The organism is Longicatena caecimuris, assembly GCF_018406465.1.
Lineage (GTDB): Bacteria > Bacillota_I > Bacilli_A > Erysipelotrichales > Erysipelotrichaceae > Longicatena > Longicatena caecimuris.
This window is the reverse complement of record NZ_AP024510.1, coordinates 3078822-3103757: the sequence shown is the minus strand read 5'-3', so window position 1 is coordinate 3103757 and position 24936 is coordinate 3078822. Positions and strand designations below refer to the sequence as shown.

Genomic DNA, 24936 nt, shown 5'->3' with positions numbered 1-24936 from the left:
AAGCAACTCCTTTTTTCGGTAGTCATATTTTACTATAAATGGTGGAAAAAAACTATGCGTATTATGAAAATATCAAATTTTCCACAGGAAAAGTAAGTATTTCATCGATAAATAAAGGATAAAAAAAGTTTTCCACACTTATCAACGTGGAAAGCCTGTGGATTTTTTAATGTGGATAAGTAAAAATGGTGGAAAAGTTGATAAGTACTAGTATAAGAAATAGCTTTCCCATAGCTTTTTATATTAAAATAAACTGATAATTAAAGGCTAAATGAATGTTTTCCACGTTTTCCACAATAGGTGGAAAACCTAGCTTAAATTTACTGTGGAAAGCTTGTGGATAAATAAGAATATTAGAAATTTTAGCTAGAATTCCCCTTTTTTCTTTTCAATAGGAGTAAAACTTAGAAGTTTTCCACTTTCTTTTATAGAAGAGGATTAGAATTGTTGAAAACTTTTCTGATTATGAAAACATAGTACCTATATAAACATAAAAATTTTGTTGAAATCTTGAAAGAACAAGATCACTTTTTATTTTCTGAAAAGAACTATGGGAAAATGTTTTAATCTTCGTTATAATAGATACGATATATAAATTAATAAGAAAGCAGGTTTTTTATGAATACAATAGGAAATATAGTAAAAGAAAAATTACAGAATTATGAAGAAAAGCTAAAGGCCAGCAATCGTCGTAGTTTATCTAGAATATGCAATTGTACAGAAGGAGCTTTTTTATTGGCCATGACAATCTATGTGGTTGGCAATATGAATGCTTGGACAATTTTAATGTTGGCAATCTGTGTCTTTTTAATATTTAGAATCATACATATCTATATAACGATAACAAGCTCATTGGATATTAGATTATTATATTTTGGAATGATTTTTTGTGAAATTGTGCTTTCCGGAATAGGTTTCTTTTATACACCAATCCTTCTATTTTTAGGTTTGATATTCGCTATGTTAATCGGATTTCCTTTTTTATTCCATAAACTTTCTTTATTGAAAAACTAAAAAAAGAAATACGAATTTTCATTTATTTTAAACTTTTATTGACTTTGATAATGAATTTATGTATAATTTCTTAGCAATGCTCAATTTGTATAAAGAAAAAAGAAGTGGAGGTGGCTCTTGTGAAAAGAACATATCAACCGAGCAAAAGAAAACACCAGAAAACTCATGGATTCAGAGCCAGAATGGCTACTGTTGGAGGACGTAAGGTTTTAGCACGTCGTCGTAGTAAAGGTAGAAAAGTGTTGTCAGCTTAAAAAATCACCTTCGGGTGATTTTTTTGTAGTAAGGTCTGAAAAGGAGCAACGATATGAAAAAAGAATTTCGTGTAAAAGATACGCGAGAGTTTGCGGAAATCATGAATTATAAGAAGTTCTATACATGTCCTTCCTTTGTTATTTATGTAAAACCTAGAAAAGAAGATCATGCGCGTGTAGGAATTTCCGTTGGAAAAAAGATGGGAAAAGCTGTTATACGTAATAAAATTAAGCGGCAAGTACGCAGCATGGTACAAGATATTTATACATTTGATGAGAATTTTGATACGATTATTCTTGTTCGAGTGAAATATCATGAAGAAAATTATATAAACAACAAAAAACTCTTGGAAAGATTGATTAAAAAAGTTAAAATATAAAGGTAGGCAACTTTAGCGAGGAGAAATGAAATGAAAGATTTTTTTAAACAAAAAAAGAAATTGCTTCTTGTTGTAATGCTGATGGTGGTAACGCTCACAGGATGTAGCGTACCGCGTGGTCAGAATGGTAAGACTTATGTGGACTCCATTATTACAATTAAAGAAGAAACCGTAGCAAGGAAGAATGTAGATTTTGAAAAGGGATCAAAAGCAGAAAAGCTGTATAAAGACTTAAAACCGGATGAAAGAATTACCATCAAGCCAACAACTTTCTCAGATGCGATGGATGAAGGTTGGTTCCATGGTATTATCGTATATCCAATTGCACAGCTGATCAACTGGGTAGCAAACTTTACGGATGCCGGTATTGGTATCATCGCAGCAACCTTTTTGATTCAGTTATTAATTTTCCTGTTTTCTATTAAATCACAGGTCGCAAATCAGCGCATGCAGGCATTACAGCCAGAAATGCAAAAAATCCAGGCAAAGTATGCCGGTCGTACAGATGATCGTTCCAAAATGGCGCAAGCACAGGAAATGCAGGCTTTATATTCTAAATATAAAATTAATCCATTTGGAACTTTATTAATCACTTTTATTCAGTTCCCTGTTATTTTGGGTATGTATCAGGCAACAATGCGTGCTTACAGTGTAGTAACTGGTAGTTTTGCCGGTATCAATCTTGCAAAAACACCAATTGAAGGTTTAAAAGAAGGACAGATTGCTTTTGGCGTTATCTTCATCTTGATGGTTCTGTTCCAACTTCTTTCCTTTAAAATGCCACAATGGTTACAGGAACATCGAAAAAAGAAACAACATGTAAAAGAAAAGAAATATGCAGAACCTAAGAAACAGCCGGGTATGATGGGCTCAATGAATATGATGATGTATATGAGTACAGCAATGATTGCCATATTCGCTATCAACTGGCCATTAGGTATGTCATTCTACTGGTTGGTAAATTCCATTGTCAGAGTAGGACAGAACTTATTGATTCATAAATGCTTTATCAAAGATTAGGAGGCATACGTTCAATGAAAACATATACTGGAAAAAACTTGGAAGATGCTATTCAAAATGCAGCAAACGATAAACAAGTGACAGCAGAGGAACTTACTTATACCGTTATTGAGGAAACTAGTGGTTTTCTGGGATTAGGAAGTAAAGTAACGATTAGTGCTTATTGCAAAAATGATATCATGGATTTTATGAAGGATTATCTGCAAACTTATTTTGATGGAATTCAAATGGAAGCAACCATTGAAGTAAGTGAAGATAATGATTTCTATCATGTAGATTTGGATGCTGAAAACAATGCTATCTTAATTGGTAAAAATGGGCAAACACTGCAATCTATGAATGCTGTATTGAAATCTGCAGTATCCAGTGAATTTAAAAAACGTATCCGTGTTCTCATTGACATCAATGGATATAAAGAAGAAAAATACCAAAAAGTATGTTCTTTAGCATTGCGTGTAGCAAAAAGTGTACAGCGCAGCAAAACAGATGCTATCTTAGATCCTATGCCAGCTGATGAGCGTAAAGCTATTCATAACTATTTGACGAATATGCGTAATATCTCCACGGTAAGTGAAGGGGAAGGTAATCAAAGACGATTAAAAATCGTATATGACCCTGAAAAACAATAAAAAACTATTAGAAAGTCTGTGAAAAGCAGACTTTTCTTTTTGCACAATAAGAAATTCTTGTTAGTAAGATGTCTTCATTTATTTGATATGAAAGGTACATGTTATTTACTGATTAGTTATAGGATGGAGAACCTTTAGCTAATTGTAAATCACGAGTATGTAATGTGCTAGATAATTTTTTATTTAAAATGCTAAATGAATTTCGAAAAAGATATTTGTTAATCTATCGTAAATAGGAAAGTAAGAAGACTGTTTTTATTTATGGTGGTATAAAAAAGAAATTTAAAAAGTTCTAAATAGTGTATATTACGGAAGGTTTATAATTTTTATATCTTATATTTATCACATATAAGTAAATTTTCTAAGATTCCATATACTGCTCAAAATATTTATGCTAAAATAGCGATAAAGGAAGATGAGCACAATGACAGAAACAATCTTTGAAACTTTATTGAAAGAGATGGAAGAACAACAAAAACTACATCATCTGCCAATTGTAGAGAAAAAGGCGAAGCAATTATTAAAATTAGCTGAAAAAGAGCAAAATCATTATTATGAAAGTATTGCCTGGTATTTTATATCTTTATTATCTTTTTATAATGAAGATAAACAAAAAGCTATGAAAGCATGCGGTCAAGGTTTAAAACTATGTGAATCAGCGGATAATGTACGCTATGAAATACGTTTAATGAATCTTGCCGGCATTTTATATGCAGATAGTAGTAATGAATTAACAGCGCTTCATCATTTTATTAATGCTTATTTCCTGTCAAAAGAACATCCGGAATATGGATTCATGCAATTGATTTTAAAAAATATGGGAACATTATTTTTTAGTATCGGTATGTATCAGGAAGCTTTGCAATACTATACAGAAGCATTTGACTATATGTTGCTCGATAAGTTTGAAAAGGGAGATTTACAAATTGTTATTTCTCATATCATGTTTACACTTGCCAGAATGAATGAGCAGGAAGAAGTAAGGATTTGGAAAAAGAAATATGACGAATTAGATAATGAATTAGCTAAAATACCAGAAGAATATGTACTTAGTGAACTATATCTGGATGTCTGTGCGCATACTACATCAAAGGTGCCTGAAAAAATGGAGCAGGTATTAAAAAATTTATATCAGGAAGAGGACTATTCCCATATTAAAAACTGTATGTTTTTTATGCTTGAAATGAGTTTGCATATGAAAAATGATTCGCTGTTTATTAAATTATATCAAACAGCAAAGAAATTATTTAAAGATATGAAAAATCCATATTTTGAAGAAGAACTTTCACAAATCTATATACAATATCTTAAAGAATTTCATAAAGATAATTTAAAAGATGAAATTTATCAACATTACGAAATATATCAAAAAGCTCAATCTTTTAATTTAGAGAATCGTAAGATCAGTATGAAAGTTAAAATGGATTTAGAAAATACGTTGTATAAACAACGTAAAATCATTGAAAACAATCAGAAACTTATGCAGTACACGCAATTAGATGACTTTACCGGCGTTTTGAAAAAAACAGCTTTCCGCAAACAGACGATAGAAAAACTTCAGCGTCGAAATAAGAATCAGAAAGCATTTTTCTTGATGATGGATATAGATAATTTTAAACATATCAATGACAGTTATGGACATATGATCGGTGATCGTGTCATAAAAGAAATAGTAGCAATCATTAAAAATAATGTTGATCAAAATACCCTTATAGGAAGAGTAGGCGGTGATGAATTTGCCATTTATGCAGATCATGTATATGAATTATATAAGATAGAAAATTGTGTAGAAAAGATAAAAAATGATGTACAAGATATTAAAATTAGAAATGTTAAAAAAAGAATAAGTATCAGTATAGGAATATGTGAAGCATCGGATGATGATTCATATGATATTATTTATAAAAAAGCAGATCATGCATTGTATGAGGCAAAATTGAGTGGAAGAAATCAATATGTAGTTTATGAAGAAGATAACGTTCAGGAAGAAAGCTTATTACCAATGCATAGTAATGAATTTTCTAAATTATCGATCTCTGCAGTTCTTCCAAAGGTATTTATGATTTTAAATACGGAAAAGAAAAGCAATACGATTTTAGACAGAGCCATTTGTTATATAGGGAGAACCTTACATATAGAAGACTTATTTTTACTTTATTTTATAGACCGAAAAAAAGAACAAGGGTATTTAAAAGTGTTTAACTTAAATGATAAAAGTATTCGCAGTCAAGCCATTTACCATATAGAGGAAGGGTATTTTAACGAATTTGATGAAACAGGTTTATTTCAAAATCATGATCTGAATCATTGTGATTTTCCATATGAAACAAAGTATAAAGAAAATCATATCATGTCTACCATACAGAAAAAAATTGAATATGATGGTCATTTTTATGGTATTGTGGGTATGAATAAAAAGAGTCGTCAAGTTTGGAATATAAAAGATGTTCTCTTAATTGAAAATATGGCCTGTGCATTTTCTACATATTTTGAAAGTTGGCGAAAACAGGATTGATTTCCTGTTTTTCTATGGAATTTTCATGTATAATAAGAAAGCTGATTGAGGTGATAAAATGAAATTAATAGCCGGTTTAGGAAATCCAGGGAAAGAATATGAAAATACAAGACACAACTCAGGTTTTTGTGTCATGGATGCGATTGCTAAGGAATTGCATGTTGATATCACACAAAAGAAATTTAAATCACTCATTTGTATGACAAGAATACAAGGAGAACAAGTATTATTAATGAAACCGCAAACCTATATGAATAATTCTGGGGAAGCTATTATTGAGGCTGTCAAGTTTTATCATATTGATGTAAAAGACATTTTGATTATTTATGATGATTTAGATTTGCCTGTTGGAAAGATACGATTACGTGAAAAAGGAAGTGCAGGTGGTCAAAATGGTATGAAAAACATTATTGCACATTTGCATACACAAGAGTTTAAAAGAATTCGCGTAGGGATCGGAAAGGATTCACGAGTACCTGTCATTGATTGGGTATTAGGGAAAATCAGAAAAGAAGATCGTGAAGATTATGAAAAAGCAATAGCACTGGCAAAGGATGCAGCTATTTATAGCGTTACGCATACCTTTATGGATACGATGAGCCATTTTAATGTGAAATAAAGCTTTTTCATGATAATACATGCAGAAAATAAGGTGATAAAGTGAAAATACTTCTTCAGGAATTCATGCAGAATGCAGCGGTTACTTCCATTGTTGAAGGTAAAAGTCAGCTGGGTAATTTATCATTAAGTGAAGAAGCCCTGCTGTTAGCAGCGGCATATCGCAAAAAACCGCAAAGTATGTTTATTATTAAGAATAACGCATATACGGCACAAAAACTCTATGATCGCTTAGAATGTCTATTAGAGGATGATGTGCTGCTTTTCAGCGTGGAAGAATCATTACGGGTGGAAGCTATTGCTGCTTCACCGGAAAGCAAAGCAGCACAGATGGAAACAATGGCAAAGCTTTTAGATAAGCATCCTTATATTTGCGTCATGAATGCAGCGGCTGCGATTCGTTTTCAACCATCTGTAGATATTTTTCAACAACACTTTATTCATATTCGGCAAGATGATGTGTTGGATTATGAACAACTGAAACAACTGTTATTTGAAGCTGGCTATGCCTATGTAAATCGTGTTGATCAACCATTATGTTATGCGGCAAGAGGTGGTATCATCGATGTATATTCGATGAATTATGAGCATCCGATTCGTATAGAATTTTTTGATAATCTTGTCGAAAGTGTACGATTTTTCGATATTTCCACGCAAAGAACAATTGAACTGATAAAAGAAGTGACAATCATTCCTGCTAATAATCTTTTGTTTACGGATGAAGAAATCGGTTGTATCGTTGAACGTGCAAACCAAGAATTAGCTATACAGCAGAAACAGTTATCATTATCTTTTCGTGATCAGTTGATATCACAAGTGAATGAAGATTTAGACTTATTGGCAAATCGACATGCAGAAAATCATTTATATCGTTATTATGCGTTTCTTGATCAGGCAAATACGATTTGCGATTATGTGAAAGATGCTAGTATTGTTGTTTCTAGTAAGGAAGAAGTTAACGATACAATCCGTCATCTACAGGAAGAAAATATTGCCTATTTACAAGAATTATTTCAAGAAGGAAGTGCTTTGTATAAGTTTGGTGTATTTGAAGATTTATCCAAAATATTAGGCAAACATAAAGTTATTGAATTTGGCATGTTTGTGGATTATAAAAAACCGATTACATCACAAATCATGAGCATGTCATTAGGTGATATTAATTTAGAACGGACTATCCAGGAAATCATTTCAGCATCGCATCGTCACAGAGTTTTATTATGTTTAGATCATCATGAGATTTCACAAGTCCGTAAACTGCTTGAAGAACAGCATGTAGCTACACGCATCGTTCATGAGGATGATGTATTAACTGAAGGCGTCTCTATTTTAGAGAAGAAAATGGTTGAAGGATTCAGCTGTTTAACAGAAGGAATCAGCGTTTACACGAGCAAGGAATTATTTCATAAATCCCGTAAATCCACGCGTTATTCCAATAAGTTTAAAGAAGCTGAAGTTTTGCATGATTATCAAGAACTGCATATCGGAGATTATGTCGTACATAATCAGCATGGTATTGGTAAATATTTAGGTATCGTCAATAAAGAGGTAGATGGTATCCACAAGGATTTTTTGCATATTGCCTATAAAGGTGATGATGTTTTATTAGTACCATTAGAGCAATTTCAATTGATTCGTAAATTCGTATCAAAAGAAGGAGCAGCTCCTAAACTAAATAAATTAGGCAGTGGTGAATGGGAAAAGACGAAGAAAAAAGTCAGTGCAAAAATAGCAGAATTAGCAGATCGTTTAATTCATTTATATGCCAATCGTGATGAGCATATCGGGCATGCATTCGCAAAAGATACGGCGATGCAAAAAGAATTTGAAGATGATTTTGATTATGAATTAACAATTGATCAGGCAAAAGCAGTAAAAGAGATAAAAAGTGATATGGAATCCAGTAAGCCAATGGATCGATTGTTATGTGGAGATGTCGGATTTGGCAAGACAGAAGTTGCCGCAAGAGCTGCTTTTAAAGCAGTGAGTGATAATAAACAGGTTGCCTTTCTATGTCCGACAACCATTTTATCTTTACAACATTTTAAAACTTTTCAACATCGTTTTCGCAATTTTCCAGTAAATATTGCGGTCGTAAATCGCTTTATTAAACCACAGGATCAAAAACAGATCATCAAAGATCTAAAAGAAGGTAATCTGGATATCCTGATTGGAACACATCGTTTATTATCTAAGGATATACAATTTAAAGATCTTGGATTATTAGTGATTGATGAGGAACAGCGTTTCGGTGTAGAACATAAAGAAAAGATAAAAGAGTTAAAAAACAGTGTTGATGTTTTATCACTTAGTGCTACACCAATTCCAAGAACATTGCAAATGTCTTTGATAGGCATACGTTCACTTTCACAATTAGAGACACCACCATTAAACCGCATGCCGGTACAGACATATGTAATTGAGAAAAATTTTTCAATGATCAAGGAAATTATTCAAAGAGAACTGGCACGCAATGGGCAGGTTTTCTATCTTTATAACAATGTGAAAGAGATTTATAATGTCGCAAGAAAATTACGAGAAGCATTACCGGATGTGGAAATTGGTGTCGCTCATGGACAAATGAGCCGTGATGATATTGAAGATGTCATGATGCAATTTACGGATAATCAATATCAGGTATTGGTTTGCACGACGATTATTGAAACAGGGATTGATATACCAAATGCGAATACCATTCTCATTGAAGATGCTGACCATTTTGGTTTAAGTCAGTTATATCAAATAAAAGGAAGAGTTGGTAGAAGTGATCGTTTGGCATATGCGTATTTGATGTATTCTCCGCAGCGTCAGTTGAGTGAAGTAGCAATGAAACGACTCAAGTCAATCAAAGAATTTACACAACTTGGCAGCGGATATAAGATTGCCATGCGGGATTTAACGATTCGTGGTGCCGGGGATATGTTAGGTCCTCAACAAGCTGGTTTTATTGATACGGTAGGTATTGATATGTATATCGAGATGTTGAATAGTGCGATTATGGAGAAAAAAGGCATTAAAAAAGTTGAAAAGCCGGTTATGAAAAAAGCAAACATAAAAGTAGATGCCTATATACCAGGACAGTTTGCCAATGAGGATTATGAGAAAATTACATTGTATCAGCGTATTGAAAAGATAGAAACGAAACAAGAATTAAAGGCAATGTTAGAAGAGATTAAGGATAATTATGGAAAATTACCTAAGGCGGTTCAGTTATTGTTTGAAAAGAAACGTTTGGATATTCTCATAAATGAACCTTATGTAGAGAATTTTCAGGAACAGCCAAAAAGAATTAGTATGTCATTTACCGAAACCTGGTCAAATGCAATTGATGGTGTGAAATTATTTGAATTCATGACGTGTATTTCTAAGGATATTCAATTACGGTATGTCAATCGTAAAATCACTTTGCAATTTGCAAAGCGAAAAGATTGGTTGATTACGGTTATTGAAATTTTAGAGAGTTGTGAAAAACTTGAAAGAAAAGAAGCTTAATGATACATCCACCTTTGTGATGAAGGTGGGTGTTTTCTTTTTTGAACGTTTTATTGAAACTGTTTATAAAAAAGAAACAAACAATGAAAAATGAAATGGTTTTAAGAAAATTATACACATAAAAATGTAACTTATATCAAAAAGAATGCTATACTTTAAGTAAGAAAAGAGGGATGTTGTTATGAAAAAAACGAGTCGCGTATGCTGTGCAATCTTATGTTTCTTTTTATTAACTGCTTGTTCATCCAATGATAAAACAAAGCAGCCATCAAATGCCACAAAAGTAAAAGAACAAACAACACTCAGTAATGAAACAAAAGAACTATTCACTTATTTGGATGCAACTTTAAAAGCAAAAAGTTTGCATTTGCAATCACAACAAGATTATGAAAGAGATCAACGCTATTATCAAAATAATACGGAAATTAAAAAAGATGGGAATGGTGGAAGTGTGATTTCCACTGGTGATATCGATAATGCAAATCCAAAGCAAGCACATTATATGGTGAAACAAATAACAGAAGATAGTACCGTGGTATATGGTGAAGAAAATGGTTATATGTATAACTATCTGAAACAAGAAAATGGTACCTACAACTTAAGTCAAAAAGAAGCAACGACATCATCAGATATTGAAAATAGTTTTTTATATTATTATTTGAACTATGATTTATTAAAACTTACACAACAAAGTTTTACATGTGTAAAAGATAAGGAAGGTAATGATATCTTATATACATTGACGATAAAAGATCCTGATTCTTACATAAAAATTTATAATCAAAAAAATAAAGAGGATAAAATAGAGAATGCCGATATCTCAAAACTTCATTCTTATAAACTTGTATTCTGTATTCGTGATGATTTGGTTAAATCTATAACAAGTGATATGGATTATGAAATCAGTATTCCACAAAAGGAAGATAATACCGAGTATGATACGTATGTTGAGCAGACAAAATTGCATCATTATACGGAATTCAGTAAAATTAATGAAACAGTGAAGATTCATCTGGAAAATTTCAAAGGTTAAACAGTGTTTTAAGAGAATGTTTGAAATGCCCTTTGTTAATTAGTTGTTCAATTAACGAGGTTTATGTCATTGCATTCTCTTTTTATATATGAATCATGTTATAGTTAACGCTTTTTAACCATAACCAGCTTATCCAATACACTCTTATCTGCATGTGTCAAGATGTAGAGAATCAGCTTTGAAGAAAGATGGAGTAAACCTTGTTTCATAAATAAAAATGCGTTACAATAAAAGAGCTGAAAAAGATAATAAAAAGAGAGGAATACATATGTTAAATAAACAGTTTTTCACTTCTGAATCGGTAACAGAAGGACATCCTGATAAAATCTGTGATCAAATCAGTGACGCGGTGTTAGATGCTATCATTGAACAAGATCCCAATGCGCGTGTAGCATGTGAAACCTGCTGTACGACTGGTATGGTCATGATCATGGGTGAAATTTCGACAAACTGCTATGTCGATATTCCAAGTATTGCACGTAATGTAGTACTGGAAATCGGCTATGACAGAGCAAAATATGGTTTTGATGGTACAACTTGTTCCGTATTAACTTCGATTGATGAGCAATCCAGTGATATCGCTATGGGTGTTGATCATTCTTTAGAAACAAAAGAAGGTAAGGAAGAAGATAATAATGGTGCTGGTGATCAGGGAATGATGTTTGGTTATGCTTGTGATGAAACACCAGAATTGATGCCATTATCAATTTCTTTGGCTCATCGTTTAGCAAAACAACTGACTGCAGTCAGAAAAGATGGTACATTGGATTATCTTCGCCCAGATGGTAAGACGCAGGTTACGATTGAATATGAAAATGATGTTCCGAAACGTGTAGATACAATTGTTATTTCAACGCAACATTCGGATACAGTAGAGTTGGAAACCATTCGCAAGGACCTGAAAAAATATGTTATTGATGTTATTATTGATCCGACAATGATGGATGAAAATACGAAAATTTATATCAATCCAACAGGTCGTTTTGTAATTGGTGGTCCTCAGGGTGATAGTGGGTTGACTGGCCGCAAGATTATTGTAGATACATATGGTGGAATGGCACGTCATGGCGGCGGTGCTTTCTCTGGTAAAGATCCAACGAAGGTAGACCGTAGTGCTGCTTATGCTAGCCGTTATGTGGCAAAAAATATTGTAGCTGCAGGACTTGCAAAACGTTGTGAAGTACAATTGGCATATGCCATCGGTATTGCTCATCCCGTGAGTGTTTTGGTTGATACATTTGGCACTGGTAGATTACCTGATGAAGAAATTGCTGAAATTGTGCAAAAAGAATTTGATTTGCGTCCTACCAGCATCATTAAGACATTAGATTTGCGTAAACCTATTTATCGCAAATTAGCTGCGTACGGGCATATGGGTAGAGAAGATTTGGGTGTGAAATGGGAAGATACGACACCTGCGGAATCATTAAAAAAATATTTGAGATAAAGAAAACGTAGTAATTCAGTTTTCGCAACGCTAGTTTTATAAATCATTCGCCCTTACTATCCTATGGATAGGAGGGCTTTTTTCTGACATCTGTGTAAGGTTAGAGCGTTTTTCGATGAAGTTGTGTATAATTAAGAGGAGAAGAAAACAAGAAGCTTTCACTTGTGCATTAGATGAAATGGATAAAGTACAAATTTATGGTCAGTAGGAAGATAAGCAGTAAGCGAAGATAAATAAAGAAGATACGTTGAGTTAAGATAAGTTAAAAAAGATGGTCTATGTTGGAAGGTGAAGATATGGTAAAAGTTGCGATTGTTGAAGATGATGAAATTATACTTGAAGAGTTAAGTAATTGTTTAAAGGAATGGAATTTTGAGGTCAATAAAGTAGATGTGGCAAAAGATATTTTACAACAGCTCACGACTGTAAATTGTGATATCGTATTGCTGGATGTTCATCTACCCAATATAAACGGTATCAGTGTTTGCCGTCAATTTCGAAAGTTTAGTAATGCACCGGTAATTTTTATATCCAGTGATGCAGATCGTATGAGCATGGTAAGTGCCTATGAATATGGTGGAGATGATTATATCGTTAAACCATTTGATAAGATGGTTCTCATCGCTAAATTGAATGCATTTATCAGAAGGATGCAGCAAGAAGCAGATAAGGAAGTTTTAGTATGGCGTGGTGTTGAATTAAATCTGCGAACCTATCAATTAAAATATCAAGGAAAGATGATGGAAATTACGAAGAATGAGATGAAAATATTAGAATTGTTGATGAGCAATCCACATGTAGTAATATCACGCAGTGATATGATGATGGCTTTGTGGAACAGTGATTGTTATGTAGATGATAACACCTTAAGTGTTAATGTTGGAAGATTGCGGAAAAAACTGGAAGATGTCTTTCGCATAGATGATTTTATTCATACAAAGAAAGGCACAGGTTATTATATATGAAACTACTACATGATTTATCAGGATCTGTATGTTTACTTTTAACGATGGTGATCGTACAAGTCATTTGTTTATGGACATTTGAAATAGAGAAAGAAATCATTGAATACATCTTGTTTATGGAAATCAGTATGTTATTGTGTTATATCGGTATTGCTTGGGTAAAACGAAGAGCTGAAATAAAACAATTACAAGAATGCAATCATGTCTCTTTTTTAGAAAGAAAGGCATTAACTGCTAAAGACAAAGAAATACAGCGTATCATCAAGGAATTGGAAGAGGAATATTATTCACAGAAACAATCTTATCAGAAAGAGAAAAAAGAACGGGAACAGTATTTTCAATTATGGATACATCAAATAAAGACACCCATTTTTGCTATGCATATGTTGAATGAACATATGCAGGATGAAAAAAGAAAAAAACAAATCCGTGCTGAGTTATTCAAGATCGAGCGTTATACGCAGATGGCATTGTCTTATCAGCGTATAGATGATGATTATATTATGGAAAAGTGTTGTTTACATACAATAGTACAAGAAGCATTACGAACTTATAGCACATTGTTTATTGAAAAAGGTTTGTGTCTTGATTTCTCATATGATGAGGATGATGAAATTTATACGGATCGCAAATGGTTGTGTTTTGTTATTGAGCAACTATTAGATAATGCTATAAAATATACCCAACATGGTACCATTCATGTACGTTGTAGTAAGGACGAAGTAAGCATTGAGGATGAGGGTTGCGGTATTGCTAGCGAAGATATTGTATTAATCAAACAAAAGGGATATACTGGTAAACTTGGCAGAGAGAAAAAACAAGCAACCGGCATGGGATTATATTTCGTTAAAGAAATTTGTGAACGTCTGCATATCAAATGGCAAATATCTTCACAATGGCAGCATGGTACTAAGGTATCTTTGTATCCGGTGAAGGAAAGATTAATGGATAGATAATATGGGAGCAATGTTTTTACGTAAAAAATTATGTACGATTTCTTTCTATTAAAATGAGTCTATACTACAAAGACAATGGTTTTTAGCATGATGAAAAGATTGTTAAGCAATACCTAACATGATGTTATAAACAATGATTTTAAGAAAGATTGAACGACAACGAAATCTTTGATAGAAAAGGGTGAAAAGAAAGATGACATAGATGTTAGATATCCGTCATCTTAAGTTAAGGCAGAAAATGGAAATGCTTGTTATACTTTAGATCAAGGAGGAAATATCTATGACAATATTAGCATTAGAAAATGTGCATAAAGTATATACATCTCGTTTAAAAAGTCAACATACGCATGCTTTGGACGGGGTGAGTATGGAATTAGAAAAAGGTGAATTTGTCGCTATCATGGGCGAAAGTGGTTCGGGGAAGAGTACACTGTTAAATCTATTGGCTTGTTTTGATGATACAAGTGAAGGAGCTATCTATATTCAGGATAAAAACATTGTAGCAATGAAGGAAGAAGAAAAGGCATTATATCGTAGAGAACACATCGGTTTTGTGTTTCAAGATTTTTCATTGCTTGACTCTTTAAGTGCAGAAGATAATATTTTATTACCATGCATCCTTTCTCAAAAAGATTTAAAGGAAAAGCGAAAATACTTGCAAAAGCTTTGTCATACTTTGCATATTGAAGATTTATTAAAACGTTTTCCTTATGAGTTAAGTGGAGGTCAGCAACAACGTGTGGCAATAGCAAGAGCCTTGATCAATGAACCAGATATTTTATTGGCAGATGAGCCAAGTGGCGCTTTAGACTCAAAAAGCAGCATGCAGCTATTAGAACTGCTGTGTGCATTACAAAAACAAGGACAATCGATTTTAATGGTGACACATAGCCCACTAGCAGCATCCTATGCACAACGTGTCGCTTTCCTAAAAGATGGCAAAATTATTCAAGAAATCTATAGTGGAGAAGATAATCGTGAAACTTTTTATAATCGTATCGTGCATATGCTGAGTGTTCAAGAAAGCAGGGATCTGCATGAATATTAAATATTATTTCACCTTGGCATGGAGTGATATTCGAAACATGAAGGATATTTATCTTCCTTATGGTGGAATGATGTCCATGTGTTTTTGTTTCTTATATATAATCGCATACTTAGGTACGCATGGTAATTTTTATTCCTTAACAAAAGGTTCCATTATGACGCTAGACTTACTAACATGTGGTGGTGTCATCTTATGTGTATTAATTTTTATCTTATGTTGGACGTTTTCATTGACGATACGCCGTCAGATATCCACGCGTCAGGGATTATATCGTGTGTTGGGTTTTTCCCGAAAGAATTTATTATTACTAAATGCCTGTGTGATGATAATTATCAGTGTGTTAGCACTCATTGGAGGTATGATATTCTGTATTGTATTCGGTAAGTTGCTTATCATGAGTGCAGAACGTTTTGCAAGACAAACACTGATACAAGGAATTACCGTTGATATGCGACTGATGTTATGGATAAGCTTATTTATGCTTTCTGTCGGACTTGTTTTGCTCGTTCGTGATTCAGTATATATTGTTACGCATAACCCTTTAACAATGTTACGTAAAGAAAAAATGCAAGAACAGCCAAAAGCAAAAAAATTGACAACCATATTTGGTATTGTATTTTTAGGCGTTGGTTATGGTATATCTTTATCCGTAAATGATATTGGTGATGATTTAGAAAAAATTGTTTTTGCCATTCTTCTTGTGATTTTTGGCACATATTGTGTTTTTAAAGGAACAGGGATTATGTTGTTGAAGCTGCTGCAACGAAATGAGAAACTATATTATCATAAAAAACATATGATTACCCTATCAAATCTATTATTTCGTTTGCGTAGTTATGCTGTTTCAATGGCAAGTATTACGATCTTACTGACGATGCTGATATTAACTGCATCCATGTGTATATCACTGTATACAGGGGTAGAAGATAGTGTAAAGCAACGCTTTCCTGAGTATAAATTTATCATTAATGGTATAAATGATGATCAACAGCTCCAACAAATAGTAAAGAAACATCATTTAGCAATTCAAAAAGAAGTCCAGATACCAGTAGTTCATGGTGCTATGCAAGTGGTAGTACGCAATGAAGAATTATGGATTGGAAAAGTGAATGAAACGATTAAAGAAAATGATTCGGTTCCAGCATTAACAGCTATCACATTATCTGGATATCAAAATGCGACAAATACACAAGTTCATTTAAAAAAAGATGAAGTTTTATTATTGAATCGTACATCCCATCCTATTCATACAATGAATATACGCATGGAAAATGATGATCATACCATTTCTATTATGAAGAAAAAGGTAAGATCTTCTGATGTCGATTTTGAAGTTTTCCCTACGGATTTAGTCTTAATCGTACCTGATCAACAAGCAGTTGCTTATTTAGATTATCTATTCGGGGAATATGTACACGATGATCCAGGTTATAGTACGACTTTAAGTATGTATCGCAGTATGAATTTCATTGGTAGTGAAGATAATCAAAAGGCATTAGCTGCAGACTTAAACGCAAACGAGGAAATAACAATAGAGGATTATTATACAGTTTTAGATGAAATGATGAGTGCATATGGAAGTTTTCTGTTTTTAGGCATTCTTTTCTCCATTCTCTTCATCTTCTCAATCTTTATGATCTTGTATTATCGTATGCATGAAGATTTACGCGAGCATGAACATGAGTACAGTATTTTATATCGTATTGGATTAACGAAGAGAGAGTTGAGTTTAGAGTCGGCAAGAGAGAACAGATGGCTGATCTTAGCACCTCCTATATTAGCAATCTTACATTGTCTTATGGCTTATCCGGCTTTTCACCTTTTTGCAAGTTTATTTGGTTTTGGAAAGAATGGTTTTTCGTTTATGCTGATGGGTGAAGGATGTTTGGTCGTTTTATTTGTTTTTATTGTTTATATGTTACTGTTGCAGATGTTAATAAAGAAAAAAATTATGACAAGAAAGGTTTAAGTAGAAATTGTTTGTGAGAAGCGTGTTATAAGTAATGATTTTGTTGTAAAGATAGTAATTTAAATATAAAAATAGGAAGCCTTAACATCAGAAAATGCGTTAAGGCTTCCTTTAAAATACTTTATGCAATAAGCAAGAAGGACTTAGGGGTTCTCAGCAGTGTTGTATTATTTGTCAAAAGCAGGATTATAACGATAATAGTTGTCTGAATCTAATTGTTTTTGAACGTAAGCCAAAGCTTCACCAAATCGTTGGAAATGTACGATTTCTCTTTCGCGTAGGAAAACCAAAGGGGCTATGACATCTGGGTCACAGGCTTCCCGGATAAGGTTGTCATACGTTGTTCTGGCTTTTTGTTCTGCTGCAACCTCATAAGAACAACATAGGCCAAAAGCCTTATAAACACGCTGTTTTTTATTGTACAGGCTTTCCCTAGCTGCGATTGCATAAGGACAAAAAGTACATAATCTATATAATATAGAAGATAAAACAAACTATCCTGCAAAAAATTTCATCGTTCAATCGTATGCAATCCAATCCTTAATATATGCCAAACAATATGACAACACGAATCTGCGATACGGTGGTAAAAGAATAAAAGCCAGTGGGGTTGTCTATTTGCAACAATATTTCGTCTGGTAAGCTCGTATTTGCAAGCTCTACATGGTTGAAACAAGCCATCCTCCTTATACTGCCTACCGTTTTTCATACAACTGAAACTGCCCAATCATATGATCCAACATCTGCGTCTGTGTAGAAAGCTCCTCGCTTGCGGCCGCCAGCTCCTCGGATATCGAGGCATTATTCTGCACCACATCCGAAACCTGGCGCACCTCCGCTGTGATATTAGAAATGGATTTATGTTGATTTTCTGTGGCGGAAGCAATCCTATCCACCATAAAAATCACCTGTTTTGTACACTCGATAACCTGCAGCAGCGAATCGGCCGCCGTGTGGGCAACCTTTTCTCCATTTTTTACTGCTGCCACCGATTCCTTGATCAGAGCTGTCGTGTTCTTGGAGGCCATTGCCGTCTTATCCGCTAGACTGCGTATTTCTCGCGCAATCACCGCAAATCCCGTCCCCAGTTCACCGACCCTTGCCGCCTCTACAGAGGCATTTAAGGCTAGTAAATTCGTTTCGAATGCAATATCCTGAATAGTCTTCACTATCTTGTAAATTTCATCGGACCTTTCACTGATGATGTTCATCGCACTAATCATTTCCTGCATCTGCTGGTTGCTCTCAGAAACCTGTGCGCCCGCACGGTCTGTCTGGTTGCGCGCTTTATCCGCGTTCTCCTTTGTTACCCTGACTTGCTCAGATATTTCATTTACAGCTATGGCAAGTTTTTCAATCGAATCGGCCTGTTCCTCCGCCCCGATCGCAAGGATCTGCGCTCCTGAGGATACTTGTTCACTACCATTCGCCACTTGCCTTGCGGACTGGCTGATCCGCCAGAGGGTATCACTTAGTTTATCCCGCAGTCCCCACATCGACACTAGGATGCGGTCATAATGCCCCATGTAGTATTCATTGACATTGGATTGAACTTTAAAATTTCCCTCGGACATATCGCCAAGGATATCGCTGATATCTTCAATAATCGTCTTTTGATAGCTGATTAAATCCCGTATACTATCCGACATCTTTCCCAGTTCATCTCTCGACGTATAGGAAACGCACACGCCGTCTAACTGACCGTTTGCCAACTGCTGGGCGGCATCCTCAATCTCCTTCACAGGCTTGCGGATGCTGTTGGAAATATAAATGCCAAGCAGTGCCGCAGACACGATACTGAATGTCATGATGATCATGATAACAGTGATTGCCGATGCCTGCGCATATTCCCCTTCCTTCACCATATCCTGGGCGTTATGCGCCGCCACATCCGCGATCTGTTGGAGAAGATCCGCCATCTGATTCAGAACCGGAATATAACTGGACTTCATGACCTCGTATGCCTCATCCGTTTTCCCCGTTTCCACCAAAGCGAATACTTTGTCACGGTAGACGATGGCCTCCTGCAGCCGTTTATCCACCCTATCCACCATCGCGATGTCCCCTTTGAAGGAGTTACGGATTACGGGAAATGTAGCGCGCATGTTTCTGAGGCTTTCCTTCGCCTTATCAATGTACTCCGCGGATTCTTCCACATCAGACTCCAATATGGCATTTAAGATATCCCCTCGTGCAGCCTGCATCTCCCTTTTCGCTAGCCATACATTGATCGTCACTGTATAATTATTACGATAAAAAGAGGAAAGATTATCGCCAATTCTATTCAGCATGAATAGAGCGGCAATACTTGCCGACAGACATATTGCGATTACCATTGCATACGATAATAACAACCTAAACTTTAGTTTCATATTTCGTATTTTCTTCAACATAATTTTCTCCCAACGATGATGATTCACATCACTCCTATAACAGTTTTGATATTTTTCTGTAAAGCACACCCACTTCAATCGGCTTCTTAATATGGCTGTTCATTCCTATCGCTTTCCCTTCGATCATGCCATGAGATAATAGAACCAACGCATACGCCTAAGCACTTTGCGGATCCGCTGAATTACCTCGCTTCCATTAAATACGGTATTTTATTAATCATACATTGAATTACCGATCTTCTAATGGATCTTTAACACTGTTTGTATGGCCATAATGGCCTACTTCGTCGTTGCGATGGGCTTGTCAGTCTCCGCCTTTTCAAGCAGCATATACGCATGGGCGCAGAAGCCTTCATCATCCGCGACCAGCATCTTGAGATTCTCCATGATGCCGCTGTCTGCTCAAATGGGATGAAGATATGTTGCTAGAATGTTTACTCATGCCAATCTCGTTATGCTTCCCTTGAAGACGAGCTTGGCTCTTTCATTTTTGACTGGCATTTAGCCCCAAATTCTCTCTTGTTTTACGTTGCACGAACCTTTTACACCACTGTCCTCATATCTGATCCTTAGGGTTTTCCAATGAAAACCTTGTGCGTAAAAAGTCCAGTCTATCCTCAATAAACGCCTGCCAAGATTGTGCACACGCCGTCCAATGCTCCGCCATCATATCTGTTTCCAGCTGAGCGATAAAATCGTTCAAATCCATATGTGGCTGTTCACCAAAGCCTCTTAACACGGCAGAGAAAATATATCCCCATGCCATCAGCTCCCTCAACTTACCATAGCACTCCCTCAAGAATACAGAGGGAACTTCAGTAGAGATAAACTTTAAGAGGACATCAATACACAGAATATCGTTATTTTTACCGTGAAGTTTGCTGATTTCCTGCAATAAAGCTTCTCTCTTTTCCGCGGTAATTGATTCCAAAGTAAAGAGAGTTACGTTATATATTGTCAAAAAGAGAAACTCCATTCCTTCCTTGTGCAGGGTCAAGTTCTCTTGCATTTCCCGCGTGTTAAGTATATACGGATTGATAGGCTCCATACATACCCGGGTCCCGACCCCCATGTAGGCTTTCGTCACCCCCAGTGAATGTAGTACATCCAGGGTCCGACGTACTGTGCTCAATGACACATGATACCGTTCTGCCATTTTAGGCAGGGACGGCAGATAGCTGCCAACGGGATAGACCTCCCAGAAAATCTCTTGAATAATGGTGGAGGCAAGGGTATAGCGCACCTGCGGCCGTTTTCGATACATCGTCCATGTAAACGGAATCTGCGGCACATTTTTCAAGTGATGTTCCTCGGGAATGGAATCGACAAATGCCTTGACTTCCAGAAAGTTCTGATAGTAGTAAGCATCTGTTTCCGCCTTCATGCGGTTGGCTATCTCAACTGACAAAAGACCATCTTCCATATAATTGACCATGCCGTACTCTTTATTGGGATAAAAATAATTGAGATAACGCAAGAATTGCCAGTATAGACTTTCCATTAAGCCATTGTTGAAAGTTCTCAGGACATCATAATACAATTTTGTTGGTTCCTCACTCAATATCCCAGTTGCATTTGTTTTCTTGTATAAACCTGCAGAGATACTCCGTTCTAAGTTTTTTAACCCCATCTCCCAGACCGTAGAAAATAGCAGAGCCCCTTGTTGGTTAATATCTAGCATTCCATCTCTGCGCGGAACAAAATACTTCATAGCATTTTCTATGAAGGTTTTCTCTGTCCCCTGGTACACGATTATGGCCATCTTCCGCTGTTCTGTTTTTATGTACCCAGCTGCCTCCAATTTGTCCAAAGCAGTCTGCACCGTATTTCGCGCCAGACCAAAGGAAGCACAAATCTGTGAAATTGATCTTAACTGGTCGCCATATTGGTACATGCCAAAAAGAATTCGCGATTCATAGTATTCGTAAATCAGCTCGCTAAGTACATTATCATTTGCCATTTCTGTCCTCCAGCAGGGGGACACCTGCTCTTATGTGTTTACCGTTCCTTGGTGATTTTCAGCGAAGCAATAAATTATTAGTTTATTTTTTATCTCTCTGCTCATATTAGGGTAACCCTGTTCATGTTGGTACTAACTTAAGTATAGCACGCTTTCTACGAGCACGCAATGAATATTTCATTTGTATCTGGGACTTTTAAGGGATCTCATTTCTACCTCTGCGAACATAGAGCAGGGACAAAACGCAAATTATACAATTATAAAATTCGCACTTGGAGTTAAAGCATTTCATATGCTGAAAGAAGATTGCGGCTATGTTCTATATATCAGCATACTGATACACTCGTCTAATACGCATCATCCATCACACTGGAAATGGTGAGCGTCCCATGGAGCTTTCTAAAGCCATCTGATTCCTTCATATGAATGGATAACTTATTTCATTATGTACAAGCATTTTTGGATGCTTTTTAAATATAGTGTAGTGAGGTGGTTTCATGGCAAATGATGTTAAAGTAGTTTGCAAGAATGTTTTTAAAAATAGTGATACAGCGGCTCTGCAGAAAGTGTTTACTATGAAATGGATAGAATTGATAAACCAATTTGAAAAAAGTAAGGGGCACTCTACCCCTGCGAGTTGTTAAACAAGCGATTCTGCAAAGTGTTATCATAACATAAGCAGTGATCGTTTGTTTTGCCATCTTTGAAAAGGAGAACAAAACATGATGAATACGTCAAGGGTTGCGATATATTGCCGCTTATCCGAAGAAGATAGAAACAAACAATCAGAAACAGATGACAGTAACAGTATTCAAAATCAAAAGTCTATGCTGCTTCAATATGCTTTAGAACAAGGGTGGGAGGTCTACAATATTTACAGTGATGATGATTACACTGGCTCTGACCGACGACGACCAGAGTTCAACAAGTTACTGAATGACGCAAAAGACCATAAATTTGATATTGTCTTATGTAAGACGCAATCCAGATTTACCAGGGAGCTTGAATTGGTAGAAAAGTATATCCACGGTCTATTTCCCATTTGGGGTATTCGCTTTATTAGTATAGTTGATAATGCGGATACCGCAAATAAAGGAAATAAGAAATCAAGACAGATCAACGGATTGGTGAATGAATGGTACTTGGAGGATATGTCGGAGAACATCAAGAGTGTGCTGACAGATCTAAGAAAAAACGGTCGTCACATTGGAGCATTTGCTCTCTTTGGTTATAAAAAAGACCCTAATATAAAAGGACACTTGATTATTGATGAAGAAGCTGCACAGGTTGTCAGAGAAGTTTTTACTCTGTTTTCACAAGGCTATGGAAAAACTGCCATTGCCCGCATGCTGAATGATCGAGGTATTCCCAACCCAACGGAATACAAGCGGCTTCATGGTTTACGCTGTCGAACACCCAAAGGCAAGAACAGTACCTTATGGAAATATTATGCTATTTCCGATATGCTGGTAAATGAAGTTTATATTGGCAATATGGTACAGGGCAAATATGGGAGTGTATCCTACAAGACAAAGCAAAATAAGCCACGTCCGAAAAGTGAGTGGTACATTGTCGAAGGTACGCACGAACCGATCATTGACCGTGAATTGTGGGATAAGGTACAGGTGTTGATAGCTCAAAAGGCAAAGCCATTTACAGCAGGTACGATTGGGTTATTTGCCAAAAAAGCCCGCTGTATGAACTGCGGTTATGTTATGCGTTCTAATAAACAGTCTGATGGCAGACGATATTTAGGGTGTTCTAGCCGACACGTTTCTAAGAATGCTTGTGTTGGTTCTTTCATTTCTGTACCTAAGTTGGAACAGGCGGTGATTACAGAAATCAATAAGCTGTCTGCCGCATATCTGGATAAAGATGAACTGGAACAAAGTGTAATCTTTAACAGTGATGTAAGAGGAAAACAGAAGGCTCTGAAAGAGGAAATAGCCGCGTATCAAAGTAAGATTGGAGAATATACCAAAGGTATTCGTGAGTTGTATTTAGATAAGGTTAAGGGTATCTTGTCAGAGCAGGACTATTTGGACTTATCCAAAGACTTCTCAACTCAAAAGAAAAGGTTAGAAAAACTGGTGATTGATACGCAAAAACAGCTTGACATTATGGAAAGAAAGATACAAGCTGGTGATAACAAACGCCAGTTAATTGAGCAATATACCAATCTTGAACATTTAAACAGGGAAATCGTTGATAAGCTGATTGACTATATAGAAGTTGGAAAAAAAGACCCTGTCACAAAAGAAGTACCTATTGAAATACATTGGAATTTCTAAATTCTTATAAGCTGGCAGCGGGTATGCCTGATTATCGCAAACACCACTTATACAGTCAATGTTGATCTTACAAAGCGGCACCATCTGCTGCCATGTCTTCCATCAAGTCTGTGATAGGGTCACCTTTTGATTGGAAGTAAGTTGAAGTAAATGGAGCACCACTAGCTGCTTGTGGCCAGATACCGGTTGTATGATCGACATAGTAAGCATCAAAACCGGCTTTTTTAATTTCATCTACACTAAGATTGCGTGTTAGTTGATAGACGATGGCTGAAACCATTTCCAGATGAGCTAATTCTTCCGTTCCAATATCGGTCAACATCGCTTTCACTCGATCATAAGGCATTGCATATCGCTGATTCAAATAACGCATGGAAGCACTCAATTCACCATCTGGACCTCCAATTTGCGTAATGACAATTTTCGCAAAAGATGGATCCGGATGTTCTATCTGAACAGGAAACTGTAATTTCTTTTCATATACCCACATACTTACTTATCTCCTTCCCATGGCCATTTACCATGTATATATTCCCATGAACAGCTATTATTCTCACGGTTTGTTAATGGGCCATGCAAGGCTTCATATTCTTCTCTCGCCTGTTTACTGCAACATTGCATTGTGCGATAGTACGATAAAGCTTCTTTATCGTGCGGATGAGAATTTAGAAAAAGAGCAGCTTCCTGCAGAGCAAAATCATACATTTGTAACTGTGTTAAAACATCATCATGCATAAAAAGGACCTCCTTTCATTTATGGTCGAAATGGTTTGTTTAAATCATAAAATATTGTGCCGCTGCAAAATCCTTTTTCCAATGGCATTGGCATACTCCATTTTTGCATTGGAACATAAGCCATACCTACCACCTGTCTACGGTGCGTAGATAAATTTGTACATACTTCAGAAGGTAAACCATAATCATTCTGTATATTGTTTTGCATAGATGTCAC

Annotated in this window: 22 protein-coding genes; 16 read left to right on the top strand and 6 right to left on the bottom strand. The window is 35.6% G+C overall.

Annotated features, from left to right (window positions below; translation table 11 throughout):
- Window positions 1-618: 618 nt before the first annotated feature.
- From KJS44_RS14465 to KJS44_RS14400, 14 genes are all read left to right on the top strand, one after another.
- Entirely contained in the window at window positions 619-1014 is a 396-nt protein-coding gene (locus KJS44_RS14465) for a hypothetical protein (protein WP_008690242.1), read from the top strand.
- A 119-nt stretch (window positions 1015-1133) separates the two neighbouring features.
- Window positions 1134-1268 carry a 50S ribosomal protein L34 gene (rpmH, locus tag KJS44_RS14460; RefSeq protein ID WP_008977969.1) on the top strand — a complete coding sequence of 45 codons (135 nt, stop codon included), beginning with the start codon at window positions 1134-1136 and terminating at the stop codon, window positions 1266-1268.
- 53 nt (window positions 1269-1321) lie between these two features.
- Window positions 1322-1648, top strand: a complete 327-nt coding sequence (rnpA, locus tag KJS44_RS14455; RefSeq protein WP_008690243.1) for a ribonuclease P protein component — start codon at window positions 1322-1324, stop codon at window positions 1646-1648.
- A gap of 30 nt (window positions 1649-1678) precedes the next feature.
- The gene (locus KJS44_RS14450; protein ID WP_008690246.1) at window positions 1679-2668 is read left to right on the top strand and encodes a YidC/Oxa1 family membrane protein insertase; all 990 of its coding nucleotides are present in this window, start codon (window positions 1679-1681) and stop codon (window positions 2666-2668) included.
- Window positions 2669-2682: 14 nt separating this feature from the next.
- Window positions 2683-3297 carry an RNA-binding cell elongation regulator Jag/EloR gene (gene jag, locus KJS44_RS14445; protein ID WP_008690249.1) on the top strand — a complete coding sequence of 205 codons (615 nt, stop codon included), beginning with the start codon at window positions 2683-2685 and terminating at the stop codon, window positions 3295-3297.
- A gap of 424 nt (window positions 3298-3721) precedes the next feature.
- Window positions 3722-5812, top strand: a complete 2091-nt coding sequence (locus KJS44_RS14440; protein WP_008690250.1) for a GGDEF domain-containing protein — start codon at window positions 3722-3724, stop codon at window positions 5810-5812.
- A gap of 58 nt (window positions 5813-5870) precedes the next feature.
- Window positions 5871-6431: an aminoacyl-tRNA hydrolase gene (gene pth / locus KJS44_RS14435; RefSeq protein ID WP_008690251.1), complete on the top strand. Its 561-nt coding sequence runs from the start codon at window positions 5871-5873 to the stop codon at window positions 6429-6431.
- 41 nt (window positions 6432-6472) lie between these two features.
- The gene (gene mfd, locus KJS44_RS14430; RefSeq protein ID WP_017144730.1) at window positions 6473-9922 is read left to right on the top strand and encodes a transcription-repair coupling factor; all 3450 of its coding nucleotides are present in this window, start codon (window positions 6473-6475) and stop codon (window positions 9920-9922) included.
- A gap of 181 nt (window positions 9923-10103) precedes the next feature.
- Window positions 10104-10955 (top strand): hypothetical protein, encoded by an 852-nt coding sequence (locus KJS44_RS14425; RefSeq protein WP_008690253.1) that lies wholly within the window; start codon window positions 10104-10106, stop codon window positions 10953-10955.
- A gap of 268 nt (window positions 10956-11223) precedes the next feature.
- The gene (metK, locus tag KJS44_RS14420; protein WP_008690254.1) at window positions 11224-12402 is read left to right on the top strand and encodes a methionine adenosyltransferase; all 1179 of its coding nucleotides are present in this window, start codon (window positions 11224-11226) and stop codon (window positions 12400-12402) included.
- A 296-nt stretch (window positions 12403-12698) separates the two neighbouring features.
- Window positions 12699-13367, top strand: a complete 669-nt coding sequence (locus KJS44_RS14415; RefSeq protein ID WP_026006745.1) for a response regulator transcription factor — start codon at window positions 12699-12701, stop codon at window positions 13365-13367.
- Complete coding sequence (locus tag KJS44_RS14410) at window positions 13364-14323, top strand: sensor histidine kinase (RefSeq protein WP_008690256.1); 960 nt, start codon at window positions 13364-13366, stop codon at window positions 14321-14323. The genes KJS44_RS14415 and KJS44_RS14410 overlap by 4 nt, the downstream gene beginning before the upstream one ends.
- Window positions 14324-14603: 280 nt before the next feature.
- Entirely contained in the window at window positions 14604-15371 is a 768-nt protein-coding gene (locus tag KJS44_RS14405; protein ID WP_008690257.1) for an ABC transporter ATP-binding protein, read from the top strand.
- Entirely contained in the window at window positions 15361-17340 is a 1980-nt protein-coding gene (locus KJS44_RS14400) for an FtsX-like permease family protein (protein ID WP_008690258.1), read from the top strand. The genes KJS44_RS14405 and KJS44_RS14400 overlap by 11 nt, the downstream gene beginning before the upstream one ends.
- Window positions 17341-17507: 167 nt before the next feature.
- Here KJS44_RS14400 and KJS44_RS14395 read toward each other — a convergent pair whose 3' ends face one another.
- The 3 genes from KJS44_RS14395 to KJS44_RS14385 all read right to left on the bottom strand — a co-directional run bounded on the left by KJS44_RS14395 (window position 17508) and on the right by KJS44_RS14385 (window position 21693).
- Window positions 17508-17666, bottom strand: a complete 159-nt coding sequence (locus KJS44_RS14395; protein WP_243642686.1) for a hypothetical protein — start codon at window positions 17664-17666, stop codon at window positions 17508-17510.
- A gap of 369 nt (window positions 17667-18035) precedes the next feature.
- The gene (locus KJS44_RS14390) at window positions 18036-19733 is read right to left on the bottom strand and encodes a methyl-accepting chemotaxis protein (protein WP_008690260.1); all 1698 of its coding nucleotides are present in this window, start codon (window positions 19731-19733) and stop codon (window positions 18036-18038) included.
- A 556-nt stretch (window positions 19734-20289) separates the two neighbouring features.
- Complete coding sequence (locus KJS44_RS14385) at window positions 20290-21693, bottom strand: GntR family transcriptional regulator (RefSeq protein ID WP_008690261.1); 1404 nt, start codon at window positions 21691-21693, stop codon at window positions 20290-20292.
- A 497-nt stretch (window positions 21694-22190) separates the two neighbouring features.
- Here KJS44_RS14385 and KJS44_RS14380 point away from each other — a divergent pair, with 497 nt between their 5' ends.
- The gene (locus KJS44_RS14380; protein WP_008690262.1) at window positions 22191-22337 is read left to right on the top strand and encodes a hypothetical protein; all 147 of its coding nucleotides are present in this window, start codon (window positions 22191-22193) and stop codon (window positions 22335-22337) included.
- A 78-nt stretch (window positions 22338-22415) separates the two neighbouring features.
- Window positions 22416-23984, top strand: coding sequence for a recombinase family protein (locus KJS44_RS14375; protein WP_008690263.1), 1569 nt, complete (start codon window positions 22416-22418; stop codon window positions 23982-23984).
- Between the two features lie 67 nt (window positions 23985-24051).
- Here KJS44_RS14375 and KJS44_RS14370 read toward each other — a convergent pair whose 3' ends face one another.
- Genes KJS44_RS14370 through KJS44_RS14360 form a run of 3 tightly spaced genes read right to left on the bottom strand, consistent with a single transcriptional unit; the run spans window position 24052 to window position 24927 of the window.
- Window positions 24052-24474, bottom strand: a complete 423-nt coding sequence (locus KJS44_RS14370; RefSeq protein WP_008690264.1) for a manganese catalase family protein — start codon at window positions 24472-24474, stop codon at window positions 24052-24054.
- 2 nt (window positions 24475-24476) lie between these two features.
- A complete protein-coding gene (locus KJS44_RS14365; RefSeq protein WP_008690265.1) occupies window positions 24477-24719 on the bottom strand; it encodes a spore coat protein CotJB in 243 nt (80 codons plus the stop codon).
- A gap of 19 nt (window positions 24720-24738) precedes the next feature.
- Complete coding sequence (locus tag KJS44_RS14360; RefSeq protein ID WP_008690267.1) at window positions 24739-24927, bottom strand: spore coat associated protein CotJA; 189 nt, start codon at window positions 24925-24927, stop codon at window positions 24739-24741.
- Window positions 24928-24936: the final 9 nt, after the last annotated feature.